General features: G+C 62.0%; 17 protein-coding genes. All 17 read right to left on the reverse strand.

Annotation, left to right across the window (positions count from 1 at the left end):
- Positions 1 to 120: 120 nt before the first annotated feature.
- The 17 genes from ABVN20_RS06060 to mltG all read right to left on the reverse strand — a co-directional run bounded on the left by ABVN20_RS06060 (position 121) and on the right by mltG (position 16068).
- Positions 121 to 1119, reverse strand: coding sequence for an ADP-ribosylglycohydrolase family protein (locus tag ABVN20_RS06060; protein ID WP_368554622.1), 999 nt, complete (start codon positions 1117 to 1119; stop codon positions 121 to 123).
- Complete coding sequence (locus ABVN20_RS06065; RefSeq protein WP_368554623.1) at positions 1116 to 1829, reverse strand: GntR family transcriptional regulator; 714 nt, start codon at positions 1827 to 1829, stop codon at positions 1116 to 1118. The genes ABVN20_RS06060 and ABVN20_RS06065 overlap by 4 nt, the downstream gene beginning before the upstream one ends.
- Before the next feature lie 173 nt (positions 1830 to 2002).
- Complete coding sequence (gene araH, locus ABVN20_RS06070; protein ID WP_368554624.1) at positions 2003 to 2971, reverse strand: L-arabinose ABC transporter permease AraH; 969 nt, start codon at positions 2969 to 2971, stop codon at positions 2003 to 2005.
- A gap of 12 nt (positions 2972 to 2983) precedes the next feature.
- Positions 2984 to 4528 carry an L-arabinose ABC transporter ATP-binding protein AraG gene (gene araG, locus ABVN20_RS06075; protein ID WP_368554625.1) on the reverse strand — a complete coding sequence of 515 codons (1545 nt, stop codon included), beginning with the start codon at positions 4526 to 4528 and terminating at the stop codon, positions 2984 to 2986.
- A gap of 65 nt (positions 4529 to 4593) precedes the next feature.
- A complete protein-coding gene (locus ABVN20_RS06080; RefSeq protein ID WP_368554626.1) occupies positions 4594 to 5598 on the reverse strand; it encodes a substrate-binding domain-containing protein in 1005 nt (334 codons plus the stop codon).
- A gap of 124 nt (positions 5599 to 5722) precedes the next feature.
- Entirely contained in the window at positions 5723 to 6541 is an 819-nt protein-coding gene (locus tag ABVN20_RS06085; RefSeq protein WP_368554627.1) for an SDR family oxidoreductase, read from the reverse strand.
- Between the two features lie 198 nt (positions 6542 to 6739).
- Positions 6740 to 7615, reverse strand: a complete 876-nt coding sequence (locus ABVN20_RS06090) for an SMP-30/gluconolactonase/LRE family protein (RefSeq protein ID WP_368554628.1) — start codon at positions 7613 to 7615, stop codon at positions 6740 to 6742.
- Positions 7616 to 7656: 41 nt separating this feature from the next.
- Positions 7657 to 8373 carry a FadR/GntR family transcriptional regulator gene (locus ABVN20_RS06095; RefSeq protein ID WP_368554629.1) on the reverse strand — a complete coding sequence of 239 codons (717 nt, stop codon included), beginning with the start codon at positions 8371 to 8373 and terminating at the stop codon, positions 7657 to 7659.
- A gap of 213 nt (positions 8374 to 8586) precedes the next feature.
- Complete coding sequence (locus ABVN20_RS06100; protein ID WP_368554630.1) at positions 8587 to 9147, reverse strand: DUF1285 domain-containing protein; 561 nt, start codon at positions 9145 to 9147, stop codon at positions 8587 to 8589.
- 16 nt (positions 9148 to 9163) lie between these two features.
- Positions 9164 to 9772 carry a DUF4823 domain-containing protein gene (locus ABVN20_RS06105; protein ID WP_368554631.1) on the reverse strand — a complete coding sequence of 203 codons (609 nt, stop codon included), beginning with the start codon at positions 9770 to 9772 and terminating at the stop codon, positions 9164 to 9166.
- A 167-nt stretch (positions 9773 to 9939) separates the two neighbouring features.
- Positions 9940 to 10908 carry a GTP 3',8-cyclase MoaA gene (locus tag ABVN20_RS06110; protein WP_368554632.1) on the reverse strand — a complete coding sequence of 323 codons (969 nt, stop codon included), beginning with the start codon at positions 10906 to 10908 and terminating at the stop codon, positions 9940 to 9942.
- A 138-nt stretch (positions 10909 to 11046) separates the two neighbouring features.
- A complete protein-coding gene (locus tag ABVN20_RS06115; RefSeq protein WP_368554633.1) occupies positions 11047 to 11685 on the reverse strand; it encodes a TetR/AcrR family transcriptional regulator in 639 nt (212 codons plus the stop codon).
- 341 nt (positions 11686 to 12026) lie between these two features.
- Positions 12027 to 12812, reverse strand: a complete 786-nt coding sequence (locus tag ABVN20_RS06120; RefSeq protein WP_368554634.1) for a TatD family hydrolase — start codon at positions 12810 to 12812, stop codon at positions 12027 to 12029.
- A gap of 14 nt (positions 12813 to 12826) precedes the next feature.
- A complete protein-coding gene (locus ABVN20_RS06125; protein ID WP_368554635.1) occupies positions 12827 to 13183 on the reverse strand; it encodes a PilZ domain-containing protein in 357 nt (118 codons plus the stop codon).
- A gap of 42 nt (positions 13184 to 13225) precedes the next feature.
- Positions 13226 to 14212, reverse strand: a complete 987-nt coding sequence (locus tag ABVN20_RS06130) for a DNA polymerase III subunit delta' (protein WP_368554637.1) — start codon at positions 14210 to 14212, stop codon at positions 13226 to 13228.
- Positions 14205 to 14837 (reverse strand): dTMP kinase, encoded by a 633-nt coding sequence (gene tmk / locus ABVN20_RS06135; RefSeq protein WP_368554639.1) that lies wholly within the window; start codon positions 14835 to 14837, stop codon positions 14205 to 14207. Before tmk ends, ABVN20_RS06130 begins: the two co-directional genes overlap by 8 nt.
- A gap of 19 nt (positions 14838 to 14856) precedes the next feature.
- A complete protein-coding gene (gene mltG / locus ABVN20_RS06140; RefSeq protein WP_368554640.1) occupies positions 14857 to 16068 on the reverse strand; it encodes an endolytic transglycosylase MltG in 1212 nt (403 codons plus the stop codon).
- Position 16069 lies beyond the last annotated feature (1 nt).

Below are 16069 nucleotides of genomic sequence, written 5' to 3' on the forward strand. Positions count from 1 at the left end.
AATAAAGCGGCGCGCCCCTGTAGGAGCGAGCTTGCTCGCGATGGTGGCCCAGACACCGCAGGGATTCAGACATCCCGCGTTATCGTTGACGACCATCGCGGGCAAGCCCGCTCCTACAGGTCAGCGTAGTGCGAGCAGCCCTTGCACCAAAGGCTCCAGCTCCAACCCGTTGACGGCCTTGACCTGTTCGATCATCGCGGCCGGCCAGCTTTCAAGGCCCAGGCAGGCCCCCAGCATAGCCCCGAGAATCGCGGCGATGGTGTCGGTGTCGCCACCCAGGCCCGCCGCCATGCACAGCGCGTCGAAGGCGTTCATCTCGCCAATGGCCACTTGCTGGGCCAGGGCAAAGGACACCACCACCGATTCCTGCGACGCCACCGAGGTGCCGATCACGTCGTACAGCAGGTCCGCGAGCAAGGCCTTGTCATGGTCGACGCTGATGGTACGCGCCCAACTGATGCGCGAGGCAATGCGTCCGCCCGCGACCCAGTGACCATGTTCCTCGGCCTGCTGCGCAATCTGCTGGCCAAGATTCAAGGCCTCGCCCAGGTCCACGCCATTGATGCCGGCCGAGACCACCGCCGCCACCGCCGCCGCGCTGGAAATGCCCAGGGTGGTGTTGTGGGTGACCTGGCAGGCCTGCACCACGGCGGCGATGAACGTCTGCGGCGCGGACACATCGGCGGCGATGCCCACTGGAGTGATGCGCATCGCGGCGCCGTTGGTGGTGCCGTAACGCCCGGCTTCCTCGGGGGAGTGCCCGGCGAGGATCATCTCGATGGCGCGCTTGGTCGAAGGGCCGAGCAAGTCCTGCGAGCCCTTGGCCTGCATCACCGCTTCCCATTCGATCAGGCGCTGGGCCAGCACCGCCGGCTCGATGCTGCCCTTGCCGTCGATCAACAACTGGCCGACCAGGATCGCCTGTTCGGTGTCGTCGGTGATCGAGCCCTTGGGCATGTTCGCGGCGATCGGTTGATGCGGGCCGGCGTCTTCCAGGCGGGTAATGTCACCGAAGCGTGCCTGGATCTGGGCACGGCTCAGGGATTGGGTCGGCATGCCCAGCGCATCGCCCAGGGCCAGTCCGTAGAACGCGCCCAGGGCACGGTCGAGCGCAGTCATGGTGTATTTCCAAATTGCAGGTGCAGGCGAAAGTGCACGGGATCGAGCAGGCTTTCGACCTGCTCCATGAAACGGTTCTGCCGGTCGTAGGTGGTCCGCAGGGCCTTGAGGAATACGGTACCGGTTGGGCGTCCGAGCAGCTCGGCGTCTTCGGCGTTCAAAGGCTCGGCGCCGATCCATTGATCGCCACGCTCACCGATGTAGCCGTAGGCGGCCAGGGTGATGGTCAGGGAATTGTCGATCAGGCCAACCCGCGGCAGGCTTTCCAGGCCTCCGGTGGCGGGCATCAGGGAGCGTTCAAGGGAGACCAGCGTGCCGTCGTTGGCGCGACGGCGGCGGTCGAGGGTGATGAACTGGTCGGTGCCGAAGCGCGACAGCAGGTCCGGTCGCGTGACCGCCTCCAGGCGCAGCACTTCGGTATTGACCAGCGCCCCGCTGTCGGCCAATGCCTGCGCCCAGCCACTGCGCTGGTCGAGCACCACGCCGTCGAAGGTGACGATGGAACCTACCCCGCTTTGCGTCGCAATGTATTTGCGCCGTTTCAATTCGGCCAGCGCCTCACGCAGCGTGCCGCGGCTGACCTTGAATTCCTGAGCCAACTGATGCTCGCCCGGCAACAGAAAACCGTCTTCCAGCAGACCGCTTTCAATGCGCCGGATGAGCTCGTCGACCACCCGTTGTTTCTTGTCGAATCGTACCTGTCTAATCATGTACAAATTGATACCCGAAACATGATGTTACGGGCAAGGAATATTAAGAGAGGTGACAGGTGGAGGGCTGACCGCTGCGCGGTCAATCGCGAGCAAGCTCGCTCCTACAGGGGGTCGTATTTCAACTGTAGGAGCGAGCTTGCTCGCGATAGCAAATCAGATCAACACAACACTCAGCGCTGCTTCAACCGGTCAATCACCACCGCCAGCAGCAGGATCGAACCGCGAATCACATACTGGTAGAAGGTGTCGATGTTCTTCAGGTTCATCGCGTTCTCGATGATCGCCAGGATCAGCACCCCGGCAATCACGTGGCGGATCATGCCGATCCCGCCGCTCAACGACACGCCGCCCAATACGCAGGCCGAGATCACCGTCAGTTCGAAACCCTGGCCGATCATCGGCTGGCCAGAGGTCATGCGCGAGGCCAGGATCACCCCGGCCAGTGCGCCGATCACGCCATGCACGGCGAAGATGATGATCTTGGTGCGGTCAACGTTGACCCCGGCCAGCAGCGCCGCTTCCTGGTTGCCGCCGATGGCCATGGTGTTGCGCCCGTAGGTGGTGTAGTTCAGCAGCCAGCCGAAAAACAGGAAGCAGACGATGGTGATCAGAATCGGCACCGGCACGCCGAACAACTGGCCATTGCCATAGACGAAGAACGATTCCTGCGACACGCCCACCGCCTTGCCATTGGCAAAGATGTAGGCCAGGCCACGCACGATCTGCATGGTCGCCAGGGTGGTGATCAAGGCGTTGACCCGCAGCTTGGCGATCACGATGCCGTTGATCAGCCCGACGATCAGCCCCATGCACAGCGCCGCCGCCACGCCAAGGAACACGCTGTCGGTGTCGCGCATCACCACTGCTGCCACCACGCCGGCGCAAGCGATCACCGAGCCCACCGACAAGTCGAAATGCCCCGATGCCAGGCAATACAACATGGTGCACGCGGCAATGCCGGTGGTGGAAATCGCCAGGCCCAGGCCACGCATGTTCAAAGGCGAAAGGAAGTTGTCGATCAGCAACGTGCAGAGCACGAAGATCCCGATGGCCGCCGCGAGCATCGCCCAGTCATCGAGAAAGCGACGCAGGTCCAGGGGTTTGCGCGCCGTCGGCAGGGTTTCGTTTTGGGTCGTCATCATAGTCACCTCTCAGTTCGCCACGCCGTCAGCGCGTTGGCGCGGCAAAGCCAGTTGCAGCAGGTTGGATTCATTGGCCTGTTCGCGGCTCAGCTCGCCGCGCATCGCCCCTTCGCACATCACCAGGATGCGGTCGGAAATGCCCATCACTTCCATCAGGTCGCTGGACACCACGATCACCGAAATGCCGCTGGCGGCCAGGTTGTGGATGATCTGGTAGATCTCGGCCTTGGCACCGATGTCGATGCCACGGGTGGGCTCGTCGAGCAGCAGGACCTTCATCGGCATCGACAGCCAGCGCCCGAGGATCGCCTTCTGCTGGTTGCCTCCGGAAAGGAACTTGATCTGCTGGCCGGCATGCGGCGTCTTCACCCGCAGCGCCTTGATCTGCTTGTCGGCGTTGTCCTTTTCCCAGAGGCCGCGAATCAGGCAGCGCAAACCGGAATGGGCAGGACGCGCGCTGATGTTGATGTTCTCGGCAACGCTGGCCAGGGGAATGATGCCCTCCTTCTTGCGGTCTTCCGGGCACAGCAGGATGCCGGCGGCAATCGCGTCCCGTGGCGAGCGCAGGTTGAGTTCGTGGCCGCGCAATTCCAGGCGCCCGGCGGTGCTGCGTTCCAGGCCGCTGAATAGGCGGAACAGCTCGGTACGACCGGCCCCCACCAGACCGAACAAGCCGAGGATCTCGCCCTTGTGCGCATCGAAACTCACCGGCTCGCGCAGGCCCGGCCCGAGCAGGCCGGCAACGCGCAACGCCACCGCGCCGCGTTTGCGCGGACGGTAATCGTAGATGTCCTGGATATCGCGACCGACCATGCAAGTGACCAGTTGATCGTGAGTCAGCTCGTTCATGTCCTCGAACGTGCGCACGTAACGGCCATCCTTGAACACCGTCACCGCGTTGCAGATGCGGAACACCTCTTCCATGCGATGGGAGACGTAGAGCACCACTTTGCCCTCATCGCGCAGGCGACCGATGATCGCCATCAGCCGATCAATCTCCCGCGCCGAGAGGCTGCTGGTCGGCTCGTCGAAGGCAATCACATGCGCACCACGGGACAACGCCTTGGCGATTTCCACCAGTTGCCGCTGGCCCAGGGACAGGCGCCCGACCTTCTCCTGCGGATCAATTTCGTCGGCCAGGCCCTTGAGGCAAGCCAGCGCCTGCTGACGCAAGGCGCCGCGATTGATCAGGCCGAAACTGGCGGGCAGATGCCCGAGAAACAGGTTTTCGGCGACGGTCATTTCCGGCACCAGGTGCAGTTCCTGGTGGATCACCGCCACGCCGCTGGCGATGCTGTCGGCGGTGGACTTGAACGCCATCGTCCGCTCACCTATCTGTAAGTCACCGCTGCTCGGTGTGTAGGCTCCGCCGAGAATTTTCAGCAGGGTCGATTTGCCGGCGCCGTTCTCGCCCATCAAGGCATGGACCTGGCCCGGATGCGCGACGAAGCTGATGCCGTCCAGCGCCTTCACGCCGGGAAAGGTCTTGCCGATCCCGTTGAAACGCAGACTGCCGCCGGCGCTGTCCTGTTGTGTCTGTAGTTGCGCGTGCATAAACCACCTCATCCCACGGATCGGGCAGCCCCGTCGCCGGGGCCGCCGAGGAAATCAACCGTGCCTCAGTTCCACAGGCCGATCTTTTCCAGTTCCTGCTTGAAGTTGTCCCGCGTGATCAGTGTCACGTCGTCCATTGCCGTGTACTTCGGCGGTTCCTTGCCGGTGGTGATCCACTCGTACATCATGGCGGCGGTGTTGTAGCCCTCGATGTGCGGGCTAGGCAGCATCGAGCCGAAGAAGCCGCTGTTGGGCTTTTTCAGCTCGCCGATGGCGTCGGTGCCGTTGATGCCGATGCCGATCACGTTGGCCGCGGCAAAACCGGCGCTCTCGGTGGCGCGCACGCCGCCCAGCACGGTGTTGTCGTTCATGCCGCCGATGATCAGGTTCTTCGCCGCACCCGGCAGTTTCACCAGCGCCGAGTTGGTGGCGTCCATGCTGCCCGGGACGTCGAGGGTTTTCAGGGCCGAGAACAGGATGTGGTCTTTCGGCATCCCGGCGTCTTCCAGGGCCTTGACCGAGCCGTCGGTGCGTTTCTTGCCGGTGTCCAGCTCGTTGAAGGTGTTGATCACCGCGTAGGTGTCCTTCCAGTCCCAGTTACGCTTCTTCGCTTCGGCGGCCATCGCCGCGCCCTGCTTCTGGCCGACCTCGAAGGCGGCCATGCCCAGGTAAGGCACGTCTTCCATGAACTTGCCGCTAGCGTCGACGAAGCGGTCGTCCACGGCAATCACTTTGAGGTCATTGAGCTTGGCCTTGGCCATGATCGCCGGGCCCAGGGACACGTCCGGCGGGCAGATCACGAAGCCCTTGGCGCCGTTGGCGGCCAGGCTGTCGATGGCCGACAGGGTTTTCTCACCGTCCGGCACGGCGATCTTGATCACGGTAAAGCCTTTGTCCTTGCCGGCTTTTTCCGCGAACGCCCACTCGGTCTGGAACCAGGGCTCCTCGGCCTGCTTGACCAGAAAACCGATCTTCACTTCCTCGGCTGCCAGCAGCGAACTGCTCAGGCTGACCGCAGTGACCGCCAGGGCGACACGGCACAGGGAACGGATCCCACGACGACGATTCATAAGCTGACTCCTTGTTATTTTTTTTGAGCGTTTAGTTGAAAAGCCAATCAAGCGTTACAGCGAATAGTCATATCGTATGATGATTGGATTACAGGCGTACTTCTGCGCCTGTAGGCCCGGTTACTCAGTCGTGATACAGCACCGAGCGACCACCATCGACGGTGATACATGCAGCATTGATGAACGGCGCTTCATCGCTGGCCAGGAACACGGCGGTCATCGCCACTTCCATCGGCTGGCCGATGCGGCGCGGCGGATGCAGGTCGAGCGCGCGCTGGCGTTCGGCATGCGGGTCGGCAAAACCGTTCCAGTAGTCGATGTTCAACTGGGTTTCGATGTAGCCCGGAGCGATGGCGTTGACCCGGATGCCCTGGGGCGCGTACTCGATGCCCAGCGCGCGGGTCAGGCCGAGCAGGCCATGCTTGGCCACCGGGTAAGGAAAGCAGCCGGGAATGATGTGGCTGGAATGGGTCGAGGCGATGTTGATGATGCTGCCGACGCCCTGCTCGATCATCTGCGGCAGCACCGCCTTGCATCCGAACCAGGCGCCGTCCAGGTCGATGGCGAAGCAGCGGCGCCAGTCCTCTTCGGTCATCTTGAGCGGATCGCGGAACACATTGACGCCGGCGCAGTTGACCAGCACGTCGATGCGGCCATGGCGCTCGACCGCCAGCTTCGCCATCGCGTGCAGGTCCTGCTGGCTGGACACGTCGGCGCGGATTGCCTGGACATCGAAGCCCCGGTCGCGCCAGTGCGCCGCCACCGTTTCGACTTTTTCACCCTGGATGTCACTGATGACCAGACGGGCCTGCTGGCAGGCGAAGGCTGCGACAATGGCCTCACCGATGCCCTGGGCGGCGCCGGTCAGCAGCACGACCTTGTCTTTCAGGCGCTCGCCCTTCGGCGGCTCGGGCACCGCAGGCAGCGAAAGACGCTCAGCCATGTGCCCGAACTCCCTTTTTCAGGCACGACAAAAACCGGGCATCGGTCGATGTCCGGTTGAAAAACCTGTAGGTAAATCGTTTCATCACTTCACCCGTCTTGTTCTTTTAAGTGTGAGTGCGTGCAACTGATGGAGCCGACTATAAACCTGACCGGCAAATAATCTCAATATATAATTTTACATCCCATATTTTGGGATTTAACCGGCAAATCTCGTACAGCGTTTTCCTGGCACATCCACCTCAAGCGCCAGTACGGCCCCATCCAGCGGGTGCCCGAGCGGGCTTGCAGCACTGGTGATGTACAGGGTTTTCAGTTCCGGACCACCGAACACGCAACTGGTGGGGCGGCTGATCGGCAGCTCGATGATCCGATCCACCTGCCCTTCGGGCGTCAGCCGGAGCAGGCAACTGCCATCCCAGCGCGCATTCCAGATAAAACCTTCGGCGTCCATCGCCGAGCCGTCGGGGCCGCCGCGCTGATGCGGGCCGAACCATGCCTGTGCCGGCTCGAGGCTGCCATCGGTGCGGATGAAATGCCGGTAGATCGTGGCATCCAGGCTGTCGGCGAAATACAGCGTGGTGCCGTCGTCGCCCCACAGCAGGGTGTTGGGAATGCCCAGGCTGCGCAGCAATGGCGTAACCCGTGCATCACGGTCAATGCGAAACAAGCCACCGGAACGTCGCACCAGCGGCAGGTCCTCGCCGTTTTCACCAATGTTGTTCTGCATGGTGCCCAGCCAGAGCCGGCCCTGGGCATCGCAACGGGCCTCATTGCCACGGTTGCCCGGTTGCGGATCGGCGACACACAACAGTGTCAGCCGCGGTTCGAGCCCTGGCGAATCCAGATCCAGCCGATAGACGCCACTGCTCAAGGTCACCAGCGCATCACCCTGTTCACAGGGAATGAACGCAGACACGTGCTCGGGCATCTGCCAGATCTGCACATTGGCGCCGATGAGACGCAGGGCCTGACGGCCGATGATATCGACCCAGTATAGCGCCTGGGTGGGGGCATCCCAGAACGGGCCTTCGCCCAGTTGCGCGCGGTGTTCGGTGACTGCGGTCCAACTCATGAAACCTCCGGCATTGTTGTTCTTATAGGGGGCAAGCGGGGTCAACCGGCTTTTTTGTCGGCCATGACTTGTGGGTAAAACCGTTTGATGGCCAGGTCGGCGTTGTCGATCAGGGTCATGCAGGCCCACACACCTCGCGCCGAATCACGGCCGGCGATGGCATCAGCCATTTCCTTGTGGGTGGGCAACGTGCGGCGCAGCTCGTCGGGGTCAGCGGCGGACACCTCGAACGACACCGCCAGCAACGCGCCGAGGGCCGGAACCATCTGTTCGATGAACTGGTTATGGCTGGCGGCCAGGATGCATTCGTGGAAAAAGCGATCGGCGCGGTTGTAGTCGACACCGCTGCTGACGGCACGCTCCAGGGCGTTGTAGGCCAGCAGAATGGCGTCGACCTGCTCCACTGTCGCGCGCTCGCAGGCCCAGCGCACGGCCATGGGTTCGATGGTGCGGCGCAGGTCGAGCAGGTCGTCGACGAAATTTTCCGGCAGGCCACTGCGCGACAGCCAGCCGACGACTTGCGGATCGAACAGGTTCCAGCGGCGCACCGGCAATACCCGCGTGCCGACCTTGGGCCCGACTTCGAGCATGCCCTTGGCGACCAGGGTCTTGATGGCTTCGCGGATGACGGTGCGGCTGACACCCAGTTGTTCGCCGAGATCGGCTTCGACCTTGAGGGTTTCGCCCGGCTTCACCTGGCCCGCGGCAATCCGGCGACCCAGCCAATCGACCGTCGATGCGTGAAAGCTGCTGGACATGGACACCTCGAAAGCTGATCGCTGTGGTGGCCCACGCTAATCATCATACGATTGGGTGTCAATTTGAATTTTCAGGATTTGGCGAACATTACCCACTGTGGGAGCGAGCCTGCTCGCGATTACGGTGTGTCAGTCACTACTTCAACAACTGGCAGACAGCAATCGCGAGCAGGCTCGCTCCCACAGTGAGGGATGTCTTGATGCGCGGGGTCTTCAGGGCTCAAGACCAATGGGGAAAAACTGCCCCCCACTCCAAACCCCCAACCATCGCTGCCCGTCAATCTCCCGGCTCACCGCCAGTTCCACCATCTGGTAGAACACATTGCGATGAATCAGCGCTTCGAGGTTGCTGCGCACATGGACATAGGGGGCAGGCTCCTGGGTCGCCGGGTCGATCATCACGCGAATCGGGTGCTCGGCGCCGGCCTCGGTGGTCTCTTCGACATTGGTGGTGAAGCTCAGCACCTGCGCCTCCCCCTCGCCCTGCACTTGCAGGGTGACGGCGACAAAGGGGGCGTCATCGACGGTGATCCCGACCTTCTCGACCGGGGTCACCAGGAAGTAATCATCGCCGTCGCGGCGGATGATGGTGGAGAACAGCTTGACCATCGGCTTGCGTCCGATCGGCGTGCCCAGGTAATACCAGGTGCCGTCGCGGGCGATGCGCATGTCGATGTCGCCGCAGAACGCGGGGTTCCATAAGTGGACCGGTGGCAAGCCTTGGGTCTTGGGGATCTGCCCCAGCAAGTCGTTGGCTTTTTGCGGGCCACTCATGGCGTTCTCCTGAAATTTATTGGTCGCTGAGCCCCAGCAGGCTGCGCGCGTACTGTTCCAGCGGCGGGCCCATCAGGTCTTCCGGCTTTTTGTCGTGGAACGTCAGTAAACCGCCACGACTCTTGATGCGTGCAGTATCAATCAAATACTGGGTGCTGGTCTCGATCAACATGATCTGAATGACGCCGGTATCGACACCGAGGCGATCCACGGCCTCCTGGTCCAGCCATTCATCGGAGTTGCCGATACGGTCGTCCGCCTTGGCGAAACGCGTGTAGAGCAGATAGTGCGCGCCCACCGCGCGGGCCTCGCCCATGGCTTCGTCCAGGCCTTCCGGCGCCCGCGCGCGGCGGACCATCGGGAAGTATTCGATGAAACCGTCGAACGCCACTTCGGCGATGACGTTGGGGCGTGGATACACGGCGCTGTTGGGCGGCGCGAAGGCACCCTGGGCAATGTAAACGAAGGAGTCCGGCTGAATGCGCAGGTTGTTCACCCGACGGCTGTCGCTATGGTCGAGCAGGCCCGCATCGCTCATGTGGTAGCGAGTCCCTTCGGCCATATCGCTGACATTCATGCAGCCACCAAGCGCCAAAACGGCCAGCAGCAAAACCAGGCTACGCATCCTACCCTCCAGAGGCCGGTGTCGGAAAACCGGCGAATGGCCAGGGGATGCAGCTTCCGCGCCAGCTCAACAGATGAGGTGACTGTTGAATCGCAATCGCGAGCAGGCTCGCTCCCACAGGGTCTGGATTAAACCCTGTGGGAGCGAGCCTGCTCGCGAAAAATGGATCAGCCGCCGATGATCTTCATGACGGTCGCACCACCGGAAAAAGCCACGTCCTGCTTGTCGCCCAGGGCCTTGACCAGGAGGCGCTGCAAGGCCGGCAAGGCCTGGTGGCGTGGTTTGTCCAGCAAATCGCCGACATAGTGACGGTTGCTCGACGACAGACAGCCATGCAGCCAGCCGGTCGACGACAGGCGCAAGCGCGAGCAGGTACGGCAGAACGGCACGCTTTCGTTGGCAATCACGCCGAAGTAGCCCTGCCCCGGGATCTCGTAGCGCACCGCCGTGGCATCCACAGGCGCGTCGGCCTGGAGGTATTCGTACTGCTCGCCAATCAGGCTCAGCAACTGTTGCAGGCTGACAAACTGTTGCAGGAATGCGTTGGAATCGCTGGCCAGGTGGCCCATGCGCATCAACTCGATGAAACGCAGCTCATAGCCGCGCTCCAGGCAGTAATCGAGCAGCGGCATCACCTGATCCAGGTTCTGCCCGCGCAACGGCACCATGTTGACCTTGATCTTCATCCCGGCAGCGCTGGCCTGAGCCATGCCGTCGAGCACCGTGGCCAGATCGCCGCCACGGGCAATGCCGCGGAACGCGCCGGCATCCAGGGTATCGAGGGACACGTTGAGGCGGCGGATGCCGGCGTCTACCAGCAACGGCAGCTTTTTCGCCAGCAGTTGACCATTGGTCGTCAGGCTGATGTCTTCGAGCCCCATCTGCCCAACGGCGGCCATGAACGCTTCGAGTTTGGGACTGACCAGCGGCTCGCCACCGGTAATGCGCAAACGCTCGATGCCGGCAGCTTCGATCAGATACGCCACACCGCGCGCCATGGCCTCGGCCGACAGTTCATCCTGCGCAGCCACCAGCCGCTTACCGTTAGGCACGCAGTAGGTACAGGCGTAATTGCAGGCTGAGGTCAGGCTGATTCGCAGATTGCGGAAACGCCTGCCTTGACGGTCAACGATCATGATCACTCCGGCACAGGGAAATCGGACACGACAAAACTTGACTCACAAATCAAGTTTTAGCAAGTCCTATGCCTGAGTATATTCCTGAGGTACTGCGCCATATAGCAAAATCATGGCGCGATGACGCAACCAGATAACTCAGTTGCTCGGGGTGTCGGTATCGCGCTTGCGCTTGTTGCCCATGCGCACGCCGATGTCCATCAGGAACTGGAAGAAACCTTCCTGGTCCTCCAGCACATTGCTCCAGAACGGCGAGTGATACAGCGCCACCGCGCCGTGCACCAGCGCCCAGGACGCGCAGTAATGGAAATAAGGGGGAACGTCTTCGAGCTTGCCTTCACTGATCCGCCCCTTGATCAGCAGGGTCAGGCGTTCGAAGTTCGAAGCGCGAATCTTGTGCAGCTCCTCGACCAGCTCCGGCACCTGGTTACCCTTGACCACCTTCTCTTCGAGACGATCGAACAAGCGGTAGCGTTGCGGATCGCGCATGCGGAATTCGAAGTAGGCCCGGGACAGGGCTTCCTTGTCCTTGTCGACGTCGGCCGAATGCAACAGCTCGTTCAAATCACGCTCGTAGTCGAGCATCAGGCGCAGGTAGATCTCGGCCTTGGACTTGAAGTGCTTGTAGATCGTGCCTTTGCCGATACCGACGGCATCAGCAATCATCTCGACGGTGACACTGTCTTCACCTTGTTCGAGGAACAGCTTGAGCGCGGTATCGAGAATTTCCTGCTCACGGCGACGAAATTCACGGACCTTACGAGGTTCTTTATGCATGAGAAAGGTCTGTCGGGGTCAAAATTCGAAGCCGCGTATTATGCCTAACTTGCGCAAAAATGCACGGATCATCGGCGCATATCTGTGTTTCGCGATGATTTGTGACAAGGTCAGCTTTTAATGAGAACGCTTCCGAAGCGGGCGTATTCCAAAATTGTTTAAAAACCGCGACCGGTGAACTGGACTCGGCGCAATCCTGATCAATACTTCAACTGTCGGCGGGGCATCTCCCCCAAGTGCCGCGACGATATTGGTACCAACGGACCGCGTACCATTGTTTTACTCCTAATGGTCTTAACCCGGATTCACCCCCCAGAACCCGGGTTTTTTTTGCCTGAAATTCAGCCTTTCACGTGTGCCAGCGGGAACAGGCGCTTGAAGTTTTCAGTCGTCTGCTCGGCAAATCGCTCATAGGAGTCCCCGCGCAACATCGCCAGGAACTCTGCCACTTCCCGCACATATTGCGGCAGGTTCGGCTTGCCCCGATGGGGAATCGGCGCCAGGTACGGCGAGTCGGTTTCCACCAGCAAACGATCGGCAGGCACTTTACTGGCGACATCGCGCAGTGCATCGGCGTTGCGGAAGGTGACGATGCCGGACAGAGAAATGTAATAACCCATGTCCAGAGCCTCCCTGGCCATCTCCCAGTCTTCGGTGAAACAGTGCAGGACGCCGGCCTGGGGCAGCGCAGCCTCACGCAACAGGTTCAGGGTATCGGCGCGGGCGCCCCGGGTGTGGATGATCACCGGCTTGCCGGTCTGCTGAGCCGCTTGCAGGTGCAGGCGGAACGACTCCTGCTGCAACTGCGCCGCTTCCGGTTCGTAGTGATAATCCAGGCCGGTTTCACCGATCGCCACCACGCGCGGGTGATTGAGCTCCTGCAACAGCCAGTCCAGCGCCGGGGCGGCACCGGGCTGCACGTCCAGCGGATGCACGCCCACCGAACAGTCGACATCGTCGTAGCGTTCGGCCAGGGCCTTGACGTCGGCGGCGTTGTCGGCGCTGACGCCGATGCACAGGAAGTGCCCTACCCCGCGCTGCCGGGCCGCTTCGAGTGCGGCGTCGAGGGAGCCGTCGTGGGCGGCGAGGTCAAGGCGATCGAGGTGGCAATGGGAATCTACAAGCATAAAAAAGGGGCAACTTACATCGTATGGGTGGGACGGTCGGATTTCAGGGCTCCGGCCAGATGGGTTTCGATTCGACTGCGCGCGGCATTGTCACCGTCATTGAACTGCACGCCGACGCCAGCGGCGCGGTTACCCTGGGCACCTTTGGGCGTGATCCAGGCGACCTTGCCGGCCACCGGGATTTTCTCCGGCTCGTCCATCAGGTTCAGCAGCATGAACACCTCGTCGCCCAACTTGTAGCTCTTGTTGGTCGGGATGAACAGGCCTCCGTTCTTGATGAAAGGCATGTAGGCGGCGTAAAGCACGGATTTGTCCTTGATGGTCAAGGACAAAATGCCGTTGCGCGGCCCCTGATTCTCGGTTTCATTCATGCTGACCTCCACTGCTGGTACTCAGAGTCTAGGCACAGTCGATCACTTCTGGATAGGTAAAGACGCCCATTGCACCAACAGGGCTTCCAGCAGCAGCACGCGATTGAGGTTGGCCTTGCTCAGGACTTTCTGGCGCTGGGCGAGGATCCAGTCCTGGATATTCAGGGTCTTTTCCTGACTGGTTTTCTGCGCCAGGTACTGCACGACCTTGCGCATGTCAGCCAGCCCCAGCCCCGCTTCATCCTGGGTCAACTGGTAGCGCAGGATCAGGTTCGACCAGTCGCAGAACCAGTCGAACAGCAATAACAGCGGTACCGCATTCCAGCCTTCAGCCAGTTGCGTGGGCGATTGCTGTGACTTGAGCAGTTTCTTCACGCCATCGACCACCAGCGCCCGTTGCTCCTGCACACCCTGGGCATGCAGGCTGACCGCTGCCAGGGGCGAACCCGCCGCCAGGGTCAGCAGTTCGATTCGCTGTTCCTCATTGCAATCGGGCAACGCGTTCGCCAGCCAGGCCAGGCTCGCGGCCTCGCTCGGCAACGGGCAGGCCTGTTGCACGCAACGGCTCTTGATGGTCGGCAGCAAACGGCTGCTCTGGTGGCTCACCAGCAGCAACACGGTATCGCCGGACGGCTCCTCAAGGCTTTTGAGCAAGGCGTTGGCGGCGTTGATGTTCATCGACTCGACCGGCTCGATCAGCACCACCTTGCGCCCGCCCAACTGCGAGGTCTGCACCACGAAGCTGACCAGATCACGCACCTGGTCGACCTTGATCGCCTTGTCCGCCTCTTCCGGCTCGAGAATATAGTTGTCAGGGTGGCTGCCGGCCTTGAGCAGCAGGCAGGATTTGCACTCACCACAGGCATTGAGCGCCGTCGGCTGCTGGCACAACAGCTGCGCCATCAAGCGTTCGGCCAACGCGCGTTTGCCGATCCCCGCAGGGCCATGCAGCAAATAGGCGTGAGCATGCTGCTTGCGACCGGCCAGTTGCTGCCAGAGGCCGTCCTGCCACGGGTAGGCTTCAGCCACGGGTCAGCTCCAGCAGACGCGGCAGCAGGTCGTCCAGCGACCGCTGAACCTGTGTCAGCGGCTGCGCGGCGTCCACCAGCAGGTAACGCGCCGGATCCGCCTCGGCCCGCTTGAGGAATGCCCCGCGCACGGCATCGAAGAACGCCCGGCCTTCCAGTTCGAAACGGTCCAGGCGTCCGCGAGCGCTGGCGCGGGCCAGGCCCACTTCCACCGGCAAGTCGAAAATCAGGGTCAGGTCCGGGCGCAGGTCACCCTGGACGAAAGTTTCCAGGGTGGCGATGCGCTCCAGCGACAGGCCACGGCCACCGCCCTGATAGGCGTAGGTCGAATCGGTAAAACGATCACACAGCACGACGGCGCCACGGGCCAGTGCCGGGCGGATCACCCCGGCCAGGTGCTGGGCACGGGCGGCGAACACCAGCAACAGCTCGGTGTCCGCGTCCATGGTCTCGTCGAGCGGCGCCAGCAGCACTTCGCGAATGCGTTCGGCCAGGGGCGTGCCGCCCGGTTCGCGGGTCAGCACCACTTCAAGACCGGCAGCGCGCAAGCGCTCGGCGAGGTACTCGCGGTTGGTGCTTTTGCCGGCGCCTTCAGGGCCTTCCAGAGTAATAAACAAGCCAGTCACAGGCAGTCCTTAGTCATGTTCATTGCGAGCCTTGCGGCGCGGCGTCGGCAGGTGCAGGCGCGTCAGCAGGTTCTTTGGCCGGTTCTTCGGCTGGCGCAGGCGTCACCGGTGGCAACGCCTGCGGAGCGGTGTCTGGCGAAGCCGGTGGAATCGCTGCCGGCTCGCCATTCGTCTCGCCGTTCGCCGCCGGTGCCGCAACGGGCGCCGGGCTGGAGCGATAGTCGGCGCGACGCTTGAGCTGGAATTCACGGACCGCGTTGTTGTGGGCATCCAGGTCATCGGAGAACACGTGGCTGCCATCGCCGCGCGCCACGAAATACAGGCTGTCACCGGCCACCGGATTCAGCGCCGCATGGATCGCTTCGCGGCCGACCATCGCGATCGGTGTCGGCGGCAGGCCCGCGACCATGTAGGTGTTGTACGGGTTGACCTCCTTGAGATGGGCACGGGTCAATTTGCCGTTGTAACGATCACCCAGGCCATAGATCACGGTCGGGTCGGTCTGCAGCAACATGCCCAGGCCCAGGCGGCGCACGAACACGCCGGCGATCTGCCCGCGCTCCTGCGGCACACCGGTTTCCTTCTCCACCAGCGAAGCCATGATCAGCGCTTGATAAGGTTCGGTGTAGGGGGCGTCCGCCGAGCGCTGCTCCCACTCCTTGGCCAGCACTTCATCGAGGCGATCATAGGCCTTTTTCAGCAGCTCGACATCGGTCATGCCGCGCACGAAACGGTAAGTGTCCGGGAAGAATCGCCCCTCGGGGAAGATGCCCTTGTGGCCGAGCTTGTCCATCACTTCGCTGTCGCTCAAGCCTTCCAGCGTCTTGTCGAGTTTTTCCGCCTTGGCCAGGGCCGCACGGACCTGATGGAAATTCCAGCCTTCGACCAGGGTCAGGCTGTACTGAACCATTTCCGCACGTTTCCACAGGTCGATCAGGCCGTCGACGGTCATGCCCGGTTGCATGCGGTACTCGCCGCTGTGCAATGGCTGGCCGGCCAGGTTGAAGCGCCAGTACACACGCAGCCAGAACGCGTCCTTGATGACGCCGTCGGCTTCGAGGCGGTAGAAGGTGCGGGTCGGTGTGGTGCCCTTGGGCACGTCCAGCAGCTCTTTCTGGGTAATGTTCAGTGGCTGTTGCAGTGCCGAGTGGATCTTCCAGGCCGAAGCGCCCAGACACAACCCCGCCAGAACCAGTCCGGTTTCCAGCAACAGCAAGAGTTTACGTCTCACG

The organism is Pseudomonas sp. MYb118 (genome assembly GCF_040947875.1).
In the GTDB taxonomy this organism is placed as follows: domain Bacteria; phylum Pseudomonadota; class Gammaproteobacteria; order Pseudomonadales; family Pseudomonadaceae; genus Aquipseudomonas.

Bases quoted from the DNA above. Each gene is read 5' to 3' on its own strand.
- ABVN20_RS06060 (WP_368554622.1), bottom strand. From the start codon at position 1,119: ATGACTGCGCTCGACCGTGCCCTGGGCGCGTTCTACGGACTGGCCCTG.
- ABVN20_RS06065 (WP_368554623.1), bottom strand. From the start codon at position 1,829: ATGATTAGACAGGTACGATTCGACAAGAAACAACGGGTGGTCGACGAG.
- araH (WP_368554624.1), bottom strand. From the start codon at position 2,971: ATGACGACCCAAAACGAAACCCTGCCGACGGCGCGCAAACCCCTGGAC.
- araG (WP_368554625.1), bottom strand. From the start codon at position 4,528: ATGCACGCGCAACTACAGACACAACAGGACAGCGCCGGCGGCAGTCTG.
- ABVN20_RS06080 (WP_368554626.1), bottom strand. From the start codon at position 5,598: ATGAATCGTCGTCGTGGGATCCGTTCCCTGTGCCGTGTCGCCCTGGCG.
- ABVN20_RS06085 (WP_368554627.1), bottom strand. From the start codon at position 6,541: ATGGCTGAGCGTCTTTCGCTGCCTGCGGTGCCCGAGCCGCCGAAGGGC.
- ABVN20_RS06090 (WP_368554628.1), bottom strand. From the start codon at position 7,615: ATGAGTTGGACCGCAGTCACCGAACACCGCGCGCAACTGGGCGAAGGC.
- ABVN20_RS06095 (WP_368554629.1), bottom strand. From the start codon at position 8,373: ATGTCCAGCAGCTTTCACGCATCGACGGTCGATTGGCTGGGTCGCCGG.
- ABVN20_RS06100 (WP_368554630.1), bottom strand. From the start codon at position 9,147: ATGAGTGGCCCGCAAAAAGCCAACGACTTGCTGGGGCAGATCCCCAAG.
- ABVN20_RS06105 (WP_368554631.1), bottom strand. From the start codon at position 9,772: ATGCGTAGCCTGGTTTTGCTGCTGGCCGTTTTGGCGCTTGGTGGCTGC.
- ABVN20_RS06110 (WP_368554632.1), bottom strand. From the start codon at position 10,908: ATGATCGTTGACCGTCAAGGCAGGCGTTTCCGCAATCTGCGAATCAGC.
- ABVN20_RS06115 (WP_368554633.1), bottom strand. From the start codon at position 11,685: ATGCATAAAGAACCTCGTAAGGTCCGTGAATTTCGTCGCCGTGAGCAG.
- ABVN20_RS06120 (WP_368554634.1), bottom strand. From the start codon at position 12,812: ATGCTTGTAGATTCCCATTGCCACCTCGATCGCCTTGACCTCGCCGCC.
- ABVN20_RS06125 (WP_368554635.1), bottom strand. From the start codon at position 13,183: ATGAATGAAACCGAGAATCAGGGGCCGCGCAACGGCATTTTGTCCTTG.